Raw genomic sequence first — 17,812 nt, forward strand, 5'->3', positions numbered from 1 at the left:
CCCATGACGGGCCCCGCCACCCCCATGGCTGCCCACCCCCGCGGTAAACACATGACAACCGGTCACCATGCACGGCATGCCCCGCGGCTACGGTCGCCCCGTGGACAGTAGGCGACGTAGACAGGCGCGCAGGCGCCCCGTGGTGCTGTTCGCGGCGTTGCTCGCGCCCGCGATCTTCGCCGGCGGGCTGCTGGCGGGTGAGTTGTCCCAGTATCGGCACAAGGAGGACCGAGGCCACAAGCAGGAGTTCAAGGCGTTCGCCCCGATCCTGGTCCCTCCACCCCCGCACCCGGCGCGCCAGTACGTGGCGGCGATGCCCGCGCCCACCCCGGAGGTCATGGATACCCCGGACCAGCCGGCGGTGCAAACGGTCGCAGTACCCGAGGTGGATGCGCCACTCCAGGAGGAGACGACGCCGGAGCCCACGGAGCAGCCTCCGGCGTCCCCGCCGGAGGAGCGGCAGCAGTCCGATTGCCCCGGGGAGTGGGTGGACACGTGGCTCTGGGAGTTGTGCAGGGAGCATGAGCGGCAGCCGGCCCTGAGCCTTGCGGCCGGATTGGCCTCAAGCTACTGACGGCACCCCGGAGGGCCTCAGAGCACCTCACGCGCCGACAGCGGGAGCAGCTCGCACAGTGACAGACAACTGACGGCACGACTAACAGCCAGCACACACCGACAGCCTGGAGCGGCCCGCACGCCGACAGCACGCACCGACAGCTCGGAGCACCTTCCGCCCTCACAGCTCGGAGCACCTCCCAACCTCACAGGCTCGGAGCACCTCCCAACTTCACAGGCTCGGAGCACCTTCCAACCACACAGCTTGGAGCGCCTCACGCACTGACAGCTCGGAGCGGCTCACCGAGTGACGAACCGGGCCCGCTCGCCGCCCGTATCCCCATGCAGCGAGTCGTACAAAAGCGTCGTTCGTGTCATATCGGCTCTTCGGAGTTCGGTCCGGGCACTCGGAGGGCTGTAGTAACGTGCGTGCCGGACGCGGGTAACGAGTTTGCAAACGGAGGAGTCGAACGTGCCAGCCCCTCGGTCAGCAGGTCTGATCGCGGTCGTCGTGGCGATGACTTCCCTCCTGGGCGCGCCTGCTGAAGCGCGACAGGTTCAGAAGACCGGCCCCGCCAACCTCGCCGACCCCACGAACCTCACGGGCAACCTCACTGGCAACCTCACCGGCTCCTCCAACCTCGCCGACCCGGCCGACCTCACCGAGCTGCGCAAGGAAGCCGAGAAGGCGGCGCAGGAGCTGGAGGACGCCAACAAGGCGTTGATCAAGCGGCGTACCGAGTTCGAGGCGGCCGAGAAGGAGCTGGAGACCAAGCTGCAGACGCTCGCGAAGGCCGAGCGGCATCTGGCCCAGATCCGGCAGCCGGTGTCGCAGATGGCCGAGCTGCTCTACATCCAGCCCCTGGCGAGTGACGCGATCATGCCGTTCCTGGCCGGTGACGCCGACGCCGACACTCTGCGGGCCATGGCCAGCATCAACCACATCGTCATGGTGCGGCAGCAGGCGGTCGACCGGACCAGCGTCCTCACCGAGCAGTCCGAGAAGCTGGCCGCGGAGGCGCAGGAGCTCCGCGCCGGCAACCTGCTGGCCGAGGCTCAGATGGCCGCTGAGGTGGATCTGCTCAGGAAGCGCTCCGACAAGGTCGTCAAGTCGCTCACCGCGGCCCTGGTGAAGATGGGCATCAAGATCGACAAGGTCGGGCGGGCGGCGCTGGGGTGCAATCCGCTGCGGGCGGCGACGGCGGGGGAGTATCCGAACGGGCTGATCCCCAGGAGCATGCTCTGTCCGTTGCAGCAGAAGGGGTTCAGCTTGCGGGCTGACGCGACGATCGCGTTCGTCAGCCTGAACGAGGCGTACAAGAGGCAGTTCGGCAAGCAGATGTGCGTGACCGACGCCTACCGGAACCTGGCCGAGCAGCAGTCGATCTACTACCGGCGGCCGGGGTTCGCGGCGGTGCCGGGGCGGAGCAATCACGGGCTCGGGCTGGCTGTAGACCTCTGCGGAGGGGTGGAGCGGTTCCGGTCGGCGGAGTTCAACTGGCTGGAGAAGAACGGCAAGCGGTATGGGTGGTTCCACCCCGACTGGGCCTACAGCAGCCCGTTCGAGCCGTGGCACTGGGAGTACGACCCGAAGATGGACACCCTGCCTTAAGGCGCCGGGGTGAGCTCGGTGGTGCAGTGGGCGCAGCGGGTGGCTGCCTTGGGGACCTCCGACAGGCATTCGGGGCAGCCGCGGTGGGTGACCTCCTCGCGGGCCTCGGCGCGGTCCTTGAAGTGGGTGTACGGCTTGACGATCAGGAAGTAGATCACCCCGGCCACCAGCAGGAACGAGATCACGGCGTTGATGAAGTCGCCGTACATGAAGTTGGACCGGCCGATCGTGACCTTCAGCGACGAGAAGTCGGGCAGGCCGCCGAACGCCGAGATCAGCGGCGTGAGCAGGTCGGCCACGAACGACTGGACGACGGCGTTGAAGGCCGCGCCGATGACCACGGCGACGGCGAGGTCGATGACGTTCCCGCGCATCAGGAACTTCTTGAATCCACTCATGCCAACTGAGAGTAATGGGTCGATCACTCTGAGATGGTGATCGACAGATGGCCGCCCGCCTGGGCGCCGGCGAGCTCGGCCGCCTGCGCCGGGGTGGTGGCCAGGACCACCAGGGCGCCGTGGTCGTCGGGGGCGTCGGGGATGGTGAGTACGGTGACGTCGTCGGCCACGAGGGAGGCGGGGGCGCCGTCGTGGGAGGCCAGCACGCCGATCGTGGAGCCGGGGGAGATCAGGCGCGCGACGTCGGGGTCGGAGATGCGTACGGGAGTGGCGACGGTGCCCGGAGGCAGGCGGAGGGAGTGGAGCAGGCGGACGTCGGTCAGGGGCTCGCCGCGGCGCATCGCGCCGGCCAGGACGCGGCCCACCGCGCCGGAGCGCAGGGCGCCGTCGGGCGGGTGGGAGAGTGCGGCCGGACGCAGGTCGCCGGGGCGGAGCACACCGGGGGAGAGGTCGCGGGCGGCGACCAGCACCATGGGGCCCGGGGCGGGGCGCAGGGCGAGGAGTGCGGCCAGGACGCCCACCGCGGCCAGGGCGGCCGCGATGAGACGGCGGCGGCGTTCGCAGCGCCGGAGCCACAGGCGGATCACGGTAGCTCGAAGGGGAGCTTGATGCCGTCGAGGGCCGCGCCGCAGGAGCAGGTGCGCTCGTGCGGCAGGGACTGGACGGCGTCGGCGACCAGGGTGCGCATGCGGGTGACGTTTCGGGCGAAGAACTCCAGGACCTCGTCGTGCGTGACGCCCTGGCCGGCCTCGACGCCGGCGTCGTGGTCGGTGACCAGGGACAGGGACGTGTAGCACAGGGCCAGCTCGCGGGCCAGGACGGCCTCGGGGAAGCCGGTCATGCCGACGATGGCCCAGCCGTTGCGCTGGAACCACTGCGACTCGGCCCGGGTGGAGAAGCGCGGTCCTTCGATGACCACCAGGGTGCCGCCGTCGAGCGTCTCCCACTCGCCGGACCGGGCCGCCTCGACGGCGACCGCCCGGCCGGTGGGGCAGTAGGGGTCGGAGAAGGAGACGTGCACCGCGCCGCCCATGTCGTAATAGGTCTGGACGCGGCCGGATGTGCGGTCGACCAACTGGTCGGGCACCACGATCGCGCCGGGGCCCAGCTCGGCCCGCAGGGAGCCGACGGCGCTGGGGGCGAGCACCTGGCGCACGCCCAGGGAGCGCAGCGCCCACAGATTGGCCCGGTAGGGGATGCGGTGCGGCGGGAAGCGGTGGTCGCGGCCGTGCCGGGGGATGAACGCCACCGCACGCGAGCCGATGCGGCCCACGGTGACCGTGTCGCTGGGCGGGCCGTAAGGCGTCGAGACCTCGACCTCCTCCGCGTCGTCGAGCAGGGAGTAGAAGCCGGAACCGCCGATGACGCCGATGTCTGCACGAGTGAGCATGGCGCCGAGATTAGCGGGGCGTCGAGGGGGTGCCGCGACCTCGAATCCCGTTCTGTGGATAACTGGCTCCGGAACGTGTTCGAATCATCACGATGAGTATGATCGCAGGCATGCGGCAACGAGGCCTGGGGCTCATCATCATCGCGCTCATGCTGGGCATGCTGCTGGCAGCGCTCGACCAGACCATCGTGTCCACGGCGCTGCCGACGATCGTGAGCGACCTCGGCGGGCTGGAGCACCTGGCGTGGGTGGTGACGGGCTACATGCTGGCCTCCACCGTGTCCACGCCGCTGTGGGGGAAGCTGGGCGATCAGTACGGGCGGAAGGCGTTGTTCCTGGCCGCGATCGTCGTCTTCCTGGCGGGGTCGGCGTTGTGCGGGCTGAGTCAGAGCATGGGGCAGCTCATCGCGTTCCGGGCGATCCAGGGGCTCGGCGGCGGCGGGCTGATGGTGCTCGCCCAGGCCATCGTCGGCGACGTGGTGTCGGCCCGCGACCGGGGGAAGTACCAGGGGTTCTTCGGGGCGGTGTTCGCGGTGTCGAGCATCGTGGGGCCGCTGCTCGGCGGGCTGTTCGTCGACCATCTGTCGTGGCACTGGGTGTTCTACGTCAACCTGCCGCTGGGGGCGGTGGCGCTGTTCGTGATCGTGGCGGCGCTGCCCGGCGACGCGAGCCGGACCCGGCACACGATCGACTACGCGGGCGTGGTGATGCTCGGCGGGGCGACCACGTGCCTGGTGCTGATCACGACGTGGGGCGGCAACACCTACGCGTGGAGCGACCCGGTCATCATCGGGCTGGCGGTCGCGGCCGTCGCGCTGCTGGCCGGGTGGATCCGTGCGGAGCGGCGGGCCAGGGAGCCGGTGCTCCCGCTCGGGCTGTTCCGCAACAAGGCGTTCGCGATGTCGTCGGTGGTCGGGTTCGTGGTGGGCTTCGGGATGTTCGGGGCGCTCACGTACCTGCCGCTCTACCTGCAGATCGTGCACGGGGTGACGCCGACGCTGTCGGGGGTGTTCCTGCTGCCGATGATGGCGGGAACGCTGACGCTCTCCATCGTGAGCGGATTCGTCATCTCCAAGACCGGCAAATACCGATACTTCCCGATCGCCGGCACCGCCACGGCCACCGTCGGCATGTTCCTGCTGTCCACGCTCAACGAGCACAGCGGCACCGCCACCATGGCCCTCTACCTGCTGATCCTCGGCATCGGGCTGGGCATGACCATGCAGGTCCTGGTGATCGTCGTGCAGAACGCCGTCGACTTCAAGGATCTCGGCGTGGCCACCTCCGGCGCAACGTTCTTCCGGTCGATCGGCGGCTCGTTCGGGGTGGCGGTGCTGGGCTCGGTCTTCGCGGCCACGCTGAGCGCCGGCGTGGCCCAGGTGCTCCGCACGACGACGCTGCCGCCGGGTTTCGACCCCGAGCAGGTCCAGCGCGACCCGACGGTGATCCAGCGGTTGCCGCCGGAGCTCGGCGCCGACTTCCTGCACGTCTACGCCGACGCGATCGCCGCCGTGTTCCGGGTGGCGGCGCCGATCATGCTGGTGGCGTTCGTGCTGACCTGGTTCATCCCGGAGCACCGGCTCCGGCAGACCACCCGGGCGTCCGACATCGGCGAGGGGCTCGGCGCCACGTCGGCCGAGCGGTCGTCGCTGGCCGAGGTGGAGCGGGGCCTGGTACGGCTGGCGGACGCCGACCTGCGCAAGGGCTACTACGCGCGGATGGGCGACCTGGCCGGGCTGGAGGGCATGCCGCCGGAAGGCGTGTGGATCATCGCCAGGCTGGGCGGCGAAGAATGGGTCCGGGCGCAGGATCTGGCGCAGCGCGCCCAGGTCAGCAGGGCGCGCGGCAGACCGTATGTGGACCAGCTCGTCGCCGACGGCTACGTGGAGCGGTCGGCGGACGACGACTGGCTGCGGCTCACCGAGCGCGGGCAGGTGGCGGCGCTGCGGCTGCTGCGCAGCTCGCGCGAGGCCCTGGGCAGGCTGGTGGCCGACTGGGGGCCCAACCCGCAGCTGGAGGAGCTCCTGGACCGGATCGCCCCGGAGCTGCTCGGCGCCGTGGGCGACAGGCCCCGCTAGTTGGAGGCGGCGGCCGGAGCGGGCGAGGAGTCGGCGGGCTTCGACGACGACTCGGCCGGCTTCGACTCCGCGGGCTTCGAGGAGGAGGCCGGAGCGGAGGTCGACGACGAGCGGTTGTCGGTCTTGTAGAAGCCCGATCCCTTGAACACGATGCCCACGGCGGAGAACACCTTGCGCAGGTTGCCCTCACACGACGGGCACACGCTCAGCGCATCGTCGGTGAACTTCTGAACGACTTCGAGCTGCTCACCGCAGTCGTTGCAGGCGTACTGGTAGGTCGGCACGCGCTCCTCCTTCAGGGGTTTGGCACTCGAGCGATGCGACTGCTAATGGTAACCGATCCGGTCAAACGACTATTCCACTCCCCGCTCCCCGTACCATCCGGCCAGCTTGCCGCGCCGGCTGACCGCGCGCATGCGGCGTTCGGCCTGGTCGCGGCAGGAGGCGGTGGTGACGAGCAGGATCTGGTCGTCGACGCGGATGCGGGTGTTGGCCGCCGGCACGAACGATCTGCCCTCGCGGACGATGAGCGTCACCTGTGCCCCGGCCGGGAGCCGCAGCTCGAAGATCTCCACGCCGTGCAGCTTGGAGCCGGTCGGGACCCTGACCTGGAGCAGGTCGGCGTTGAGCTCCTCGAGCGGCGCGGACTCCACCTCCAGGTCGTGCGCCTCGCCGGGCGCGGTCACCTTGAGCAGCCGGGCCACGAACGGCAGCGTCGGCCCCTGCAGCAGCGTGAACACGATGACGATCACGAACACCTGGTTGAAGATTTCCTTGGAACCCGGGACGCCGGCCGCCCACGGGATCGTCGCCAGCACGATGGGGATCGCGCCGCGCAGCCCCGCCCAGGACAGGAACGCCTGCTCGCGCCAGCTGATCGTGGCCAGCCGGCCCACCCGGGCGACCGCCGCGCTGACCATCACCGACAGCGGCCTGGCCACCAGCGCCAGCACGGTGCCGGCGATCAGGCCGGGCACGATGGCCGACGGCATCTCCTTCGGGCTGGCCAGCAGGCCCAGCATGACGAACAGCCCGATCTGCGCCAGCCAGGCGGCCGCCTCCGCGAACCCCCTGGTCGCCGCCCGGTGCGGGAGCCGCGAGTTGCCGAGGATGAGCGCGGTCACGTACACCGCGAGGAAGCCGGAGCCGTGCAGCATCACGGCGCCGCCGTAGGAGGCGAGGGAGAGCGCCAGGACGGCGATCGGGTAGAGGCCGGACACCGGCAGGGCGATGCGGCGCAGCGCGTAGGCGCCGGCGGGGCCGACGGCGAGGCCGACGCCGCCGCCGATGACCAGCTCCAGCGTGGTCTCCAGCAGGAACGAGCCCATGCTGGGGGTCGGCTGGGCGGCGCTGCTCAGCAGCACCACGGCGATCACGGTGGGGGCGTCGTTGAAGCCGGACTCGGCCTCCAGCGTGCCGGCGAGCTTCGAGGGCAGCGGCAGCCTGCGCAGCACCGAGAAGACGGCGGCCGCGTCGGTGGGGGCCAGCACCGCGCCGAGGATCAGCGCGGTGGTCAGGCCCACGCCGAGCAGCGCCTGCACGGCCGCCGCGACGACGACGATGCTGACCGCGACGCCGATCGTGGCCAGGATCAGCGCGATCGGCACCGAGCGGCGTACGTGACTCCAGTTGGTGGTGAGGCCGCCCTCGGCCAGGATCACCGCGAGCGCGATCAGGCCGATGCGCTGGGCGATCTCCGGGTCGCTGAACGGGATGCCGAACCCCGCGTCGCCCAGCACCAGGCCGAACCCGAGGAACAGCAGGAGGCTGGGCAGGCCGCTGCGGTGCGCGACCCGTACGGACACGACAGCGGCGATGACGATGGCCGCGCCGAGGAGGAGCCAGACATCAAGCGTCATCCAGTCCCCTCTATGTGCGTGTAGTCACTTAAGACTAGTCAGTCCCACTGGTGTGATCGCAAAGCGGACCCGGCGGTCGTGCGGCTCGGCCGGCACGTCCTCGCGCAGTTCGCCCTCGTGGAGCAGTGCGACCGTGGGCACGTTCGGCCCGACCCTGCTCAGGGCCCGGTCGTAAGATCCTCCGCCGCGCCCGAGCCGTACCCCGGAGCGCCTGTCGACGGCCAGCGCCGGGACGATCACCAGCGCCGCCGTGCGGATCGCGCCGGTGCCGCGCCGCGTGTCGACCGGCTCCATCAGCCCGAACCGGCCCGGCGCCAGCGTGTCGGGACCGTCGTACACCGCCCAGTCCAGGTCGTCGTCGTCGCGCAGGACCGGCAGCATCACGGTCGCGCCGTGCTTCCACAGGGCGAACACCAGTCCGTGCGTCTCCGGCTCGGTGCCGATCGACCAGTAGCAGGCGACGAGCCCGGCCATCTGGACCCATGGCTGGTCAAGGAGGGTTTCGCGGATCTTGATGGAGTTCGCGCGCAATTGCGCGGGAGTGAGGGAGGCGCGCGCCGAAATCAGCTCACGGCGCAGGTTGAGCTTGTCCACAGGGTCCTCCACTAGGGTCTACTCATGGCTGACTTCGACCCTGTGACGAAAGCCGTCGTGCCCGCCGCGGGTCTGGGCACCCGGTTCCTTCCGGCGACCAAGGCGACACCCAAGGAGATGTTGCCCATCGTCGACAAGCCCGCCATCCAGTATGTCGTCGAGGAGGCGGCCTCCGCCGGGCTCCTCGACGTGCTGATGGTCACGGGCAAGAACAAGCGGTCGATCGAGGACCACTTCGACCGTGCGTTCGAGCTGGAGGAGGTGCTCGAAGCCAAGGGTGACGAGCACCGGTTGTCCCAGGTCCGGGAGCCCGCCTCCCTCGCGACCCTGCACTACGTACGGCAGGGCGAGCCGAAGGGGCTCGGGCACGCGGTGCTCTGCGCCAAGCAGCACGTCGGCAACCATCCGTTCGCGTGCCTGCTCGGCGACGACCTGATCGACCGGCGCGACCCGCTGCTCCAGCGCATGATCGAGGTGCGCGACACGTTCGGCGGCAGCGTCATCGCGCTGATGGAGGTGCCCAAGGAGCAGGTCTCCCTGTATGGCGTGGCGACGATCGAGGCGACCGCCGAGGACGACGTCGTCCGCGTGACCGACCTGGTGGAGAAGCCGCCGGTCGACGAGGCGCCGTCCAATTGGGCGATCATCGGGCGTTATGTCATCGACCCCGCCGTGTTCGAGGTGCTGGAGAACACGCCGCCGGGGCGCGGCAACGAGATCCAGCTCACGGACGCGCTGCGCACGCTGGCCGGGCGCGGTTCCGCGGAGGGCGGGCCGGTGCACGGCGTGCTGTTCCGGGGACGCCGCTACGACACCGGTGACAAGCTCGACTATCTGCGCACCGTGGTGAAGTTCGCCGCGGACCGCCCCGATCTGGCTCCCGAGTTCCTGCCGTGGTTGCGGGAGTTCCTCGATGAAATCGGTTGATCAGCACCTAGCTGACATCCTGGCCACCGTGCGGCCGCTCGCGCCGCTGGAGGTGGAGCTGGAGAGCGCGCTGGGCACGACGCTGGCCGAGGAGATCATCTCGCCGGTGCCGCTGCCGCCGTTCAACAACTCCGCCATGGACGGCTACGCCGTACGCGCCGTCGACGTCGCGGACGTGCCCGTCACGCTCCCGGTGATCGACGACGTGGCCGCCGGGGCCGGCGAGATGCTCGCCATCGGCCCCGGGCACGCCGCGCGGATCATGACCGGCGGGCCCATGCCCGCCGGAGCCGACGCGGTCGTGCCCGTCGAGTGGACCGACGGCGGCAAGGTCTCCGTCCGGGTCGACCGCGCCGCCGAGGTGGGCAACGCCATCCGCCTGGCCGGCGAGGACGTGCGGGCCGGCGACACCGTGCTGCGGCCGGGCGCCGTCATCGGTCCCGCCCAGCTCGGCATCATCGCGGGCGTCGGCCGCCGCCGGGTTCTCGTACGTCCCCGGCCTCGCGTCGTCGTGCTGGCCACCGGGGCCGAGCTGGTCGAGCCGGGGCTGCCGCTCGGGCACGGGCAGATCTGGGATTCCAACAGCTTCACGCTCACCGCGGCCGTACGGGAGGCGGGCGGCGACGGCTTCCGCGCCCCGACCGTGGGCGACGACCCGGCCGCCTTCCTGGAGCAGCTCGACGCCCAGCTCGTCCGCGCCGACGCGGTGATCACCAGCGGCGGGGTCTCCATGGGCGCGTACGAGCCGGTCAAGCAGGCCCTGGGGCCGCTGGGCACCGTACGTTTCGAGAAGGTCGCCATGCAGCCCGGCATGCCGCAGGGCTTCGGCGTGGTGGGCGACGACCAGGTGCCGGTGTTCGCCTTGCCGGGCAACCCGGTCTCGTCGTTCGTGTCCTTCATGCTTTTCGTACGGCCGGCGCTGCGGCGGATGCGTGGGCTGGAGGCCGGGCTGCCGGCGACGGTCGCCGCCCGGCTCACGGCCGACGTGCGCTCGCCGGCGGGCAAGCGGTCGTTCCTGCGCGGGCGGCTGGCCGGCGGCACCGTGGAGCCGGTGCACGGGCAGGGCTCCCACCAGCTCGCGGCGCTGGCCTCGGCCGACACGCTGATCGTGGTGCCCGAGGAGGTCACCGCGGTGGCCGCCGGAGAGGAAGTGCGGGTGATCCGGCTTTGAGTGAGTTCACGCATCTGGACGAGACCGGTGCGGCGCGGATGGTCGACGTCTCCGCCAAGGACGTCAGCGTCCGGACCGCCACGGCGACCGGGCGGGTGCTGGTGTCCGGCGAGGTCGTCGAGCTGCTGCGGTCCGGCGAGGTGCCCAAGGGCGACGCGCTCGGCGTGGCGCGGATCGCCGGCATCATGGGCGCCAAGCGGACCCCCGACCTGGTGCCGCTGTGCCATCCGATCGCGTTGCACGGGGTGAAGGTCGATCTCGACGTGGAGGACTGGGGGGTGGCGATCACCTGCCGGGTGAGGACGGCCGACCGCACCGGCGTCGAGATGGAGGCGCTGACCGCCGTCACCGTGGCGGGGCTGGCGCTGGTGGACATGGTGAAGGCCGTCGATCCGGCCGCCGTGATCAGTGACGTGCGGGTGGAGGAGAAGACCGGCGGGAAGACCGGGATCTGGAGGCGGGGATGATCCGGGCACTGGTGGTGACGGTCTCGAACCGCGCGTTCACCGGCGTTTACGCCGATAAATCAGGACCTGTCCTGGCTGCGTTGCTCAAGGACGCCGGATGCACCGTCGAGGGCCCCGTCGTGGTGCCCGACGGAGAGGCCGTCGAGACGGCCCTGCGCGAGGGCGTCGCCGCGGGCCACGACGTGATCGTGACCACCGGCGGGACCGGCCTGACGCCGACGGACCTGACGCCCGAGATGACGGCCCGGGTGATCTCCCGGGAGATTCCCGGCATCGCGGAGACCATCCGCCAGGCGAACCGCGACCAGGTCCCCACCGCCGTCCTGTCCCGCGGCCTCGCCGGCCAGGCCGGCAACACGCTGATCGTCAACCTCCCCGGCTCCACCGGAGGCGTACGCGACGGCGTCGCCGTCCTCGCGCCCCTCCTCCGGCACGCCGTCGACCAGATCCGCGGCGGCGATCACCCTGCTTCCTGACCCGTGGCGACATCGCGCCGGTTAGGGGGATGATGGAGATGTGGATCGACTACGCGGCTGGCCTGCGACGCTGAGCGAAGGCACGGTCGGCCTCCGGCCGCTCCGGCTGGCGGACGTGCGCGTGTGGCGCGACACCCGGGTGCGCAACGCCGACTGGCTGCGCCCCTGGGAGCCCAGCAACCCCGAGACTCCGCTGTTCAAGACCGGGCTCAGCCCGTACGTCTCCATGGTCGGCACCCTGCGTCGCGAAGCCCGGCAGGGTCTCGCCCTCCCCTGGGTCGTCACGTACGGCGGCCGCTTCGCCGGTCAGCTCACCATCGGTGCCATCGTGTGGGGTTCCGCCCGATCTGCCCAGGTCGGCTACTGGATCGACGGCGCCCTCGCCGGCCGCGGCATCACCCCGACCGCCCTCGCCCTGGCCGTCGACCATTGCTTCTTCACCACCGGTTTGCATCGGCTCGAAGCGAACATCCGCCCGGAGAACCAGGCAAGCCGTAGGGTGGTTGAGAAGCTGGGCTTCAGGGAAGAAGGCATTCGGCGTCGCCAACTCCACATCGACGGAGCCTGGCGCGACCACATCTGCTACGCGTTGACCGTCGAGGACATCCCCGGCGGCCTGCTGGTGCAGTGGCGTCGCGCACGTGAGTCAGCCGCTCACGGCGGGTCTCCGATTGAAGAGGTTTGACGATCTCGCGACACACCGCACCGAATGCTCGTCAATCAGTGACACGCGGTCTTACGGTGCGTGACGTGAGCACATTGAGGACGCCGATGACCCGCAGGCGTCTTCATGCTGCCCGGAGGTGGCCGTGAGCGGTGCCTTCCTCTACCTTGCCATCGTCATCATGTGGCTGTGCGTCCTGGTCCCCATGTGGCTGCGCCGGGACAAGAACAACCTCGCCGAGCTGGTCGAACTCGAGGAACACTACACGGGCGAGCATCAGCTCCCCGACCTCACCCGCCCTCCGCAGGAGGAGGACGAGGCCCCGGCCGACTATGTCGACCCCCGCCAGTTCCGCGCCCGCCGCCGCGCGATCATCGTAGCGCGGCGCAGACGGTTGCTGTTCTTCACCTTGCTGCTGGTGGTGGCCTCCCTGGTGACGGCCGCCCTCCAGCTCATCCCCTGGTGGGCGGTGGCGCCCTCCGGTGTGATCATGCTCGGTTACCTGGCGTTCCTGCGGATGGCCGTACAGGTCGACCGCGAGCGCCGCCAGCGCGCCGCCCGCGCCCGCGAGCGCAACCGCCGGATCCGCGACCGCCGCGCCGCCGAGCTCGCCGCCCAGCAGGCGGAGGCGGAAATCATCGAGTTCGAGGCCCGTCAGGCCGACGTCCTGTTCGACCAGTACGCCGAACCACCCCGGCGCGCGGTGGGCGACTGATAAGTGTGGCGCGAGGACCCTCTGGAGTTTGCTAATCTGGTCGAGTCCTTGGGGATGTAGCGCAGTCCGGTAGCGCACTTCGTTCGCATCGAAGGGGTCAGGGGTTCGAATCCCCTCATCTCCACCCAGGGCCGTTCTTGAAACGGCCGGACTGAGGTTGACGGGATCCCGTCTGATCGTTGAGATCGGGCGGGATCTTGTCGTTTCAGGGGGTTCCGAATCAGGTTCGTCCTGGTTCGGGGACTGCGGAGTCAGCTTCTGGGAAGGCCCGGGTGGTGTCAGGCCGCTGGTGGAGGAGCGAGATCCGGCCGTTGGGCGTGGCGAAGCCGACGGTAAAGCGGGGCGCTGCGACAAGGTGGCGGGTTCTGCGGCTTATGGGGCGGGTGGCGGCCTGCTTTGGCCTGCGGGTGGTGTGCCCTCGAAGGGCCGGGCTGGAGTCAGCGGCGTGCCGGCGAGTGTGACAGGCGCGTCCTGGGGCTCGTGGATGTGGCGCCACTGGTCGAGGAAGTGGTCGTTGGCGACGGTGACGAGCAGCGCGACCAGGATGGTCTGGGCGACGCGTCCGTGGGCGAGCCGGTTCTTGGGGTCGCCGAGGTCGAGGTCGTGTCCCTTGAGTCTGCCGTTGATGCCTTCGGTGTTGGCGCGGACGGACTTGTAGGTTCCGATCCAGGCGGGACTCAGGTAGGCCAGGTCCTGGCGGAACTTGTCGAGGTGGCCGAGATCGTCCTTGCGGACCGGGGATGCCCGGCCAGCATGGGCGCGACCACCCTTCGGGCGGTGGCCAGGTCGCTCAGTCGCTCTTCCAGGGCCGCCACCTGCTCGCGCAACGATTGGAGTTGTGCGCGGATGGACTCCTCATCCGCAGCCAGCTGCTCCAGTAGCGATGCTTCGCCCAACGTCATGCCCGACCTCCGCGTACCTGGCGACGTGCGTAATCCGCGGAGAATGTGCGACTGCGCATAGTAACGCAGCGCCTGCAGACCGTAACTGTAGATGGCTTTGCGACTCACGTGAAGAGACACCTCTGCAATCGGTCCTTCCACCACCGAGCACAGCTCTCCCTGCGACTACAGACCCGCCGGATGGCTCGACAACCACTCACTGTGCGCTGCCCCTGTGTGCCGCCAGGCGTGGCGTTGCTGACCCCAAAGACCGCAAGATCCCTTCGGGACCTCAGCAACGGCACCGACGATCAACCAGCGGCAGATGCCCGTGAACACTTAAGGCTTTTGTGACAAGACACAGATGACATCTCGAGGGGGTCCAGTGCTGAAAATAGATCATCTATGGTGACCGACACGTCACCACTGGTGGTGGACTCCGAGATCATCACAAGTTCCCTCGATGATCCGGAGAAGTTCGCCGCCCTGTTCGACCGCTACGCCGCAATGCTTTACAGGTACATCTCCTTCCGGCTCGGCCCAGAACTAACCGAGGACCTCGTCGGAGAGACGTTCCTGATCGCCTTTCGCAGGCGCCACGCGTACGACATCTCCTACCGCGATGCCCGGCCCTGGCTGCTGGGCATCGCAACCAAGCTCATCACCGGCCACCGCCGGACCGAGGTCAGCCGCTACCGTGCGCTGGAACGGCAGAGCCCGGCCCAGCCCGTTGAGGGACCAGAAGAGGCGATCACTCGTGATCTGACCGCTCAAGGGTCGCGGACGATCCTGCTGAACGCGCTCGCGCTGCTGTCGCGGGGCGACCGAGACGTCCTGCTCCTGGTCGCCTGGAGCGACATGACGTACGAAGAAGCGGCCCGCGCGCTCGACATTCCGGTCGGCACGGTCAAGTCACGACTCAATCGGGCCCGGCGCAAGGTCCGCCACACCCTGGGTGGAGTCAACCCGTTGGAGGAGCACGATCATGGATGAATTGAAGACGCTCATCAAGGAACTGGAGCATGAGCCGCCCCACTCCCTGGCCCGGCAACGACTCCGGCTCGCTCAGGAGGCGACCGCGGCACCGCTCGATCGGCGCTGGAGGAGGTTGCTTCCGTTCGGTCAGCACACTCGGCCGGAACGGCCGCTCCTGAGCGGGCGGCGGCTCGCGATGGGCACAGCTGTGGCGGCGGTCGTAGCGGCGGGCGTGGCCGTTCCTTCCTTGATCGGCTCCGCCGAGCCGGCGTACGCCCTGACGAAGAACCAGGACGGATCGATCAACCTCAAGATCTACGACTTCCGGGACCCCGAGCACCTCGAGAAGGAACTGGCAGATTGGGGTGTGCCGGCTGACATCACCTACCTGCCTCTCGGCAAGCGCTGCGGAAACACCCGGGCACCCTTCCTCAAGGGCGACGACATCGGCGCGACCAAGGAAGAACTGTCGAGCAGTGATGCCGCCGCGCAGGCCAGGCTTCGGGAAAGACTGCAAAAGTCGATCTCTTACCAGGCGATTCGTCTGCGAGATGGCATCACCATCTACCCCGGCCACATCAAGCCGGGCCAGATCGCGATGATCGAGGTCATGGAGAATCCGGTCGCGCCCACGGTAGAGCGTCCCGGGGTCGCCTGGCAGTTCAGCGGGCGACTGACGACCGGGCCCATCGAGGCGTGCAAGGTCGTGGCGGATCCCTCGGCCAACGACATCGGCGACGCCACACCACCGCCCGGCAGTTGATCCACACCCCGCGCCGTGAGGTCCGGTCAGAACTCACCGGCGCGGGGAGTGTTTCCGGCTGGCACGGCCGTGGAGCGGACGACCCGGCCAAGACACAAGCCGCACTGATTCCGTCCCATTAGTCAGGCCCGGCCCGGGAAACGATCACTGGCTTTCCGGGAAGCGATCTTCCAGGCCCCGCCTCTACCGCAGGTCATGCATACTCGTGAACGCCCCACCAGGGGCCGTTCTCGAAACGGCCGGACTGAGGTTGACGGGATCCCGTCCGATCATCTCGATCGGACGGGATTTCGCGTTTTCCGAGGTCTTCGGACCGTTGGGCGGGCCGGTTCTGGCTCGTGTGGCGTTCGTGGCGAGGGGCGCTGGTGGTGTTGAGCCGCTGGGAGCGCGTGGAGGGCTGGCGGCCGGGCGTGCGGGACCGGTCGGTCGGGGTAGTGCTGTCCGGTTGTCAACCCAGCGGATCAGGCGTCCGGTGGCGGTCTTCCGGATCGAGGCCGTAACGATCGCTAACTTCGGTCCTTGCCATCGGATACGAGGGCTGGCCGAGTGCGCGCGTCGGACGGGGCCCGTCGGATCAGAGGGCATCCTTATCTACCGTGATCAGGCCTCCTGCTGGGTGACGATCACAGCGAGCGTGCCCGGACGTGCGCGGACGCTGCAAGACTCCCCGTGCAGGTCACTGGGCCTATTCGCCCTGAGGAAATCATGGTTAAGTGGCTTCGCATCGAAGGGGTCAGGGGTTCTCTGCACCCAAGTCAAAGGCCCGGTTCCAGATCACGGAGCCTGATCCGCTACAACTTTTGATCAGTTCCGCCAGTCCCGTTCGGGGAGCCTCAGCCATATGTCGGGTGGACCAGTGATCGCCTTGGCGTCGGTCAGGCGCAAGCCCATGCGGGCGCAGCAGTAGGCCACGGCGTGGTGGTGGTAGAGGTAGGTGGCGAGGATCTCCTCGGCGGGGTCGTCCTGGTACACGCCGCCGCCACCGGGATGGGTGTCCCCTTCCTCCAGGACGCCGTCCCGGAAGACCGTGCCGTGATGGCCGCCCTTGGGGTTGTCGTACATTCCGTAGCAGACGGTGCCTGCTGACAAGCGCTTGGCGACTCCTGGCGTGTTGGGGAGGTATCCCCATGGTTGGCTGACGATGCATCCGCCGGGTACGTCCGTGACGCCGACGACGGTCTGGCTGTCGTCGAGGTGCCCCCCGAGATCCTCGTTGATCGCCGCGACGTCCCCGTCATCGGCCGGGACGGCCTCCAGTCGCCGTGCCGCCTCGGCTGCTGTGATGCCGGCCACGCAGGCCATGCCCAGCCCGAAATAGTCGAGATCCCTCAGCGCGCCGATGAGACGTCTGGCTTCCGTCACGGCGACGGTCTCGCTTGGAGACAGACCGCTTACACCGGGCGGGATGCTGAACAGAGCTGGGGTGGGGCCGGCCAGGCTGAGCCGTCCGGGGGACCAGCCGTTCATCATGGGCCGCCACGGGTCCGCTCCGGCGGCTACCAGGACGCGCGCGTTGTCGGGACGATTGGCGAAGACAGCTGTCCAGAGCGCGGTACGGCCGGGATACTCCTCGTCGTCATTGTCAAGGAAGTCGACATCGGCGATGCGCTGGGCCAGTTCCGTGACCGCCTCGGGCGAGTCGTTCTCGGCTGCGTCGTGCAGCAGGAAGTACTGCTCCGGGTCCGGGGCTGCGTCGATCTCAGGCCGGGTGCGGACAGGGGCAGGATCGGTCTGATGGTCTCGGCCGTCGTCGGGTAATCCGGGCCCGTCGTTGATGGCCACGGCACTCCTTGAAGGGCGCGTACTGGAAGCGGGTGTGGCCAATGATGACGTACGACGCCGACAGATCCGGATTGGCCAAGGGAGGCGAGTCGCTAAGAACAACTGTCTCGGGGCCCCGGTCGATTTGGGTGGTGAGATGCTGAACGAAGTCAGCGAAAAGTCAGCGGACCCGCTGACACGGGAGCGTAGCCGAGATCAACGGACGTCATTCCTGCCGCGCTCGACGACACCGGATAGCATCCGGTGATCGGAAGCGGCATGTCCCACCGGGGTTCGCATCGAAGGGGGCAGGGGTTCGAATCCCCTCATCTCCACCAGGGGCCGTTCTTGAAACGGCCGGACTGAAGTTGACGGGATCCCGTCTGATCGTTGAGATCGGGCGGGATCTTGTCGTTTCAGGGGGTTCCGAATCAGGTTCGTCCTGGTTTGGGGGCGCGGAGCGGGCGGCCGGGAAGGTCCGGGTGATGTCTGGTCGCTGGTGGAGGACTGGTTGCGTCGCGGGGCA

General features: G+C 69.1%; 18 protein-coding genes and 1 tRNA gene. 12 read left to right on the top strand and 7 right to left on the bottom strand.

The window, feature by feature from the left end:
* The first annotated feature begins 139 nt into the window (after positions 1–139).
* A complete protein-coding gene (locus tag ADY59_RS02330) occupies positions 140–574 on the top strand; it encodes a hypothetical protein (protein WP_049557023.1) in 435 nt (144 codons plus the stop codon).
* Between the two features lie 453 nt (positions 575–1,027).
* A complete protein-coding gene (locus ADY59_RS02335) occupies positions 1,028–2,167 on the top strand; it encodes a M15 family metallopeptidase (RefSeq protein WP_231618498.1) in 1,140 nt (379 codons plus the stop codon).
* Here the strand turns inward: ADY59_RS02335 and mscL are convergent.
* Genes mscL through ADY59_RS02350 form a run of 3 tightly spaced genes read right to left on the bottom strand, consistent with a single transcriptional unit; the run spans position 2,164 to position 3,955 of the window.
* Positions 2,164–2,565, bottom strand: a complete 402-nt coding sequence (gene mscL / locus ADY59_RS02340) for a large conductance mechanosensitive channel protein MscL (protein ID WP_049557025.1) — start codon at positions 2,563–2,565, stop codon at positions 2,164–2,166. The two genes, ADY59_RS02335 and mscL, sit on opposite strands and share 4 nt — an antisense overlap.
* 23 nt (positions 2,566–2,588) lie before the next feature.
* The gene (locus tag ADY59_RS02345) at positions 2,589–3,152 is read right to left on the bottom strand and encodes a hypothetical protein (protein ID WP_063780531.1); all 564 of its coding nucleotides are present in this window, start codon (positions 3,150–3,152) and stop codon (positions 2,589–2,591) included.
* A complete protein-coding gene (locus tag ADY59_RS02350) occupies positions 3,149–3,955 on the bottom strand; it encodes an S-methyl-5'-thioadenosine phosphorylase (RefSeq protein WP_049557026.1) in 807 nt (268 codons plus the stop codon). The genes ADY59_RS02345 and ADY59_RS02350 overlap by 4 nt, the downstream gene beginning before the upstream one ends.
* Positions 3,956–4,065: 110 nt before the next feature.
* Here ADY59_RS02350 and ADY59_RS02355 point away from each other — a divergent pair, with 110 nt between their 5' ends.
* The gene (locus tag ADY59_RS02355) at positions 4,066–6,033 is read left to right on the top strand and encodes an MFS transporter (RefSeq protein WP_049557027.1); all 1,968 of its coding nucleotides are present in this window, start codon (positions 4,066–4,068) and stop codon (positions 6,031–6,033) included.
* On the opposite strand, the gene ADY59_RS02360 is transcribed toward ADY59_RS02355, so the two are convergent.
* From ADY59_RS02360 to ADY59_RS02370, 3 genes are all read right to left on the bottom strand, one after another.
* On the bottom strand, positions 6,030–6,317 hold the full coding sequence (locus tag ADY59_RS02360) for an FmdB family zinc ribbon protein (protein ID WP_049557028.1): 288 nt from the start codon (positions 6,315–6,317) through the stop codon (positions 6,030–6,032). The two genes, ADY59_RS02355 and ADY59_RS02360, sit on opposite strands and share 4 nt — an antisense overlap.
* 69 nt (positions 6,318–6,386) lie before the next feature.
* The gene (locus ADY59_RS02365) at positions 6,387–7,892 is read right to left on the bottom strand and encodes a potassium/proton antiporter (protein ID WP_049557029.1); all 1,506 of its coding nucleotides are present in this window, start codon (positions 7,890–7,892) and stop codon (positions 6,387–6,389) included.
* 24 nt (positions 7,893–7,916) lie between these two features.
* On the bottom strand, positions 7,917–8,486 hold the full coding sequence (locus ADY59_RS02370; protein ID WP_082309808.1) for a 5-formyltetrahydrofolate cyclo-ligase: 570 nt from the start codon (positions 8,484–8,486) through the stop codon (positions 7,917–7,919).
* Between the two features lie 24 nt (positions 8,487–8,510).
* Between ADY59_RS02370 and galU the strand changes: the two genes are divergently transcribed.
* From galU to ADY59_RS02425, 9 genes are all read left to right on the top strand, one after another.
* Entirely contained in the window at positions 8,511–9,413 is a 903-nt protein-coding gene (galU, locus tag ADY59_RS02375; protein WP_049557031.1) for a UTP--glucose-1-phosphate uridylyltransferase GalU, read from the top strand.
* Complete coding sequence (glp, locus tag ADY59_RS02380) at positions 9,400–10,584, top strand: molybdotransferase-like divisome protein Glp (protein WP_049557033.1); 1,185 nt, start codon at positions 9,400–9,402, stop codon at positions 10,582–10,584. The genes galU and glp overlap by 14 nt, the downstream gene beginning before the upstream one ends.
* Positions 10,581–11,051 (top strand): cyclic pyranopterin monophosphate synthase MoaC, encoded by a 471-nt coding sequence (gene moaC, locus ADY59_RS02385; protein ID WP_049557035.1) that lies wholly within the window; start codon positions 10,581–10,583, stop codon positions 11,049–11,051. The genes glp and moaC overlap by 4 nt, the downstream gene beginning before the upstream one ends.
* A complete protein-coding gene (locus ADY59_RS02390; RefSeq protein ID WP_049557038.1) occupies positions 11,048–11,527 on the top strand; it encodes a MogA/MoaB family molybdenum cofactor biosynthesis protein in 480 nt (159 codons plus the stop codon). The genes moaC and ADY59_RS02390 overlap by 4 nt, the downstream gene beginning before the upstream one ends.
* A 40-nt stretch (positions 11,528–11,567) precedes the next feature.
* On the top strand, positions 11,568–12,212 hold the full coding sequence (locus ADY59_RS02395) for a GNAT family N-acetyltransferase (protein WP_049557040.1): 645 nt from the start codon (positions 11,568–11,570) through the stop codon (positions 12,210–12,212).
* A gap of 124 nt (positions 12,213–12,336) precedes the next feature.
* On the top strand, positions 12,337–12,906 hold the full coding sequence (gene sepX, locus ADY59_RS02400) for a divisome protein SepX/GlpR (RefSeq protein WP_063780539.1): 570 nt from the start codon (positions 12,337–12,339) through the stop codon (positions 12,904–12,906).
* Between the two features lie 50 nt (positions 12,907–12,956).
* Positions 12,957–13,030 (top strand) — tRNA-Ala (locus ADY59_RS02405).
* A gap of 1,162 nt (positions 13,031–14,192) precedes the next feature.
* Positions 14,193–14,780, top strand: coding sequence for an RNA polymerase sigma factor (locus tag ADY59_RS02420; RefSeq protein ID WP_049557048.1), 588 nt, complete (start codon positions 14,193–14,195; stop codon positions 14,778–14,780).
* Positions 14,773–15,525, top strand: coding sequence for a hypothetical protein (locus tag ADY59_RS02425; RefSeq protein ID WP_049557050.1), 753 nt, complete (start codon positions 14,773–14,775; stop codon positions 15,523–15,525). Before ADY59_RS02420 ends, ADY59_RS02425 begins: the two co-directional genes overlap by 8 nt.
* Positions 15,526–16,329: 804 nt before the next feature.
* Here ADY59_RS02425 and ADY59_RS02430 read toward each other — a convergent pair.
* A complete protein-coding gene (locus ADY59_RS02430) occupies positions 16,330–17,307 on the bottom strand; it encodes an ankyrin repeat domain-containing protein (RefSeq protein WP_049557052.1) in 978 nt (325 codons plus the stop codon).
* Positions 17,308–17,812: the final 505 nt, after the last annotated feature.

Source organism: Nonomuraea sp. SBT364, from assembly GCF_001083785.1.
Classification (GTDB): Bacteria; Actinomycetota; Actinomycetes; order Streptosporangiales; family Streptosporangiaceae; genus Nonomuraea.

What these genes read in the sequence shown, in the direction of transcription:
- mscL (WP_049557025.1), bottom strand. Translation starts at nt 2,565, where the DNA reads ATGAGTGGATTCAAGAAGTTCCTGATGCGCGGGAACGTCATCGACCTC.
- ADY59_RS02350 (WP_049557026.1), bottom strand. Translation starts at nt 3,955, where the DNA reads ATGCTCACTCGTGCAGACATCGGCGTCATCGGCGGTTCCGGCTTCTAC.
- ADY59_RS02355 (WP_049557027.1), top strand. Translation starts at nt 4,066, where the DNA reads ATGCGGCAACGAGGCCTGGGGCTCATCATCATCGCGCTCATGCTGGGC.
- ADY59_RS02365 (WP_049557029.1), bottom strand. Translation starts at nt 7,892, where the DNA reads ATGACGCTTGATGTCTGGCTCCTCCTCGGCGCGGCCATCGTCATCGCC.
- galU (WP_049557031.1), top strand. Translation starts at nt 8,511, where the DNA reads ATGGCTGACTTCGACCCTGTGACGAAAGCCGTCGTGCCCGCCGCGGGT.
- glp (WP_049557033.1), top strand. Translation starts at nt 9,400, where the DNA reads ATGAAATCGGTTGATCAGCACCTAGCTGACATCCTGGCCACCGTGCGG.
- ADY59_RS02390 (WP_049557038.1), top strand. Translation starts at nt 11,048, where the DNA reads ATGATCCGGGCACTGGTGGTGACGGTCTCGAACCGCGCGTTCACCGGC.
- ADY59_RS02420 (WP_049557048.1), top strand. Translation starts at nt 14,193, where the DNA reads ATGGTGACCGACACGTCACCACTGGTGGTGGACTCCGAGATCATCACA.
- ADY59_RS02425 (WP_049557050.1), top strand. Translation starts at nt 14,773, where the DNA reads ATGGATGAATTGAAGACGCTCATCAAGGAACTGGAGCATGAGCCGCCC.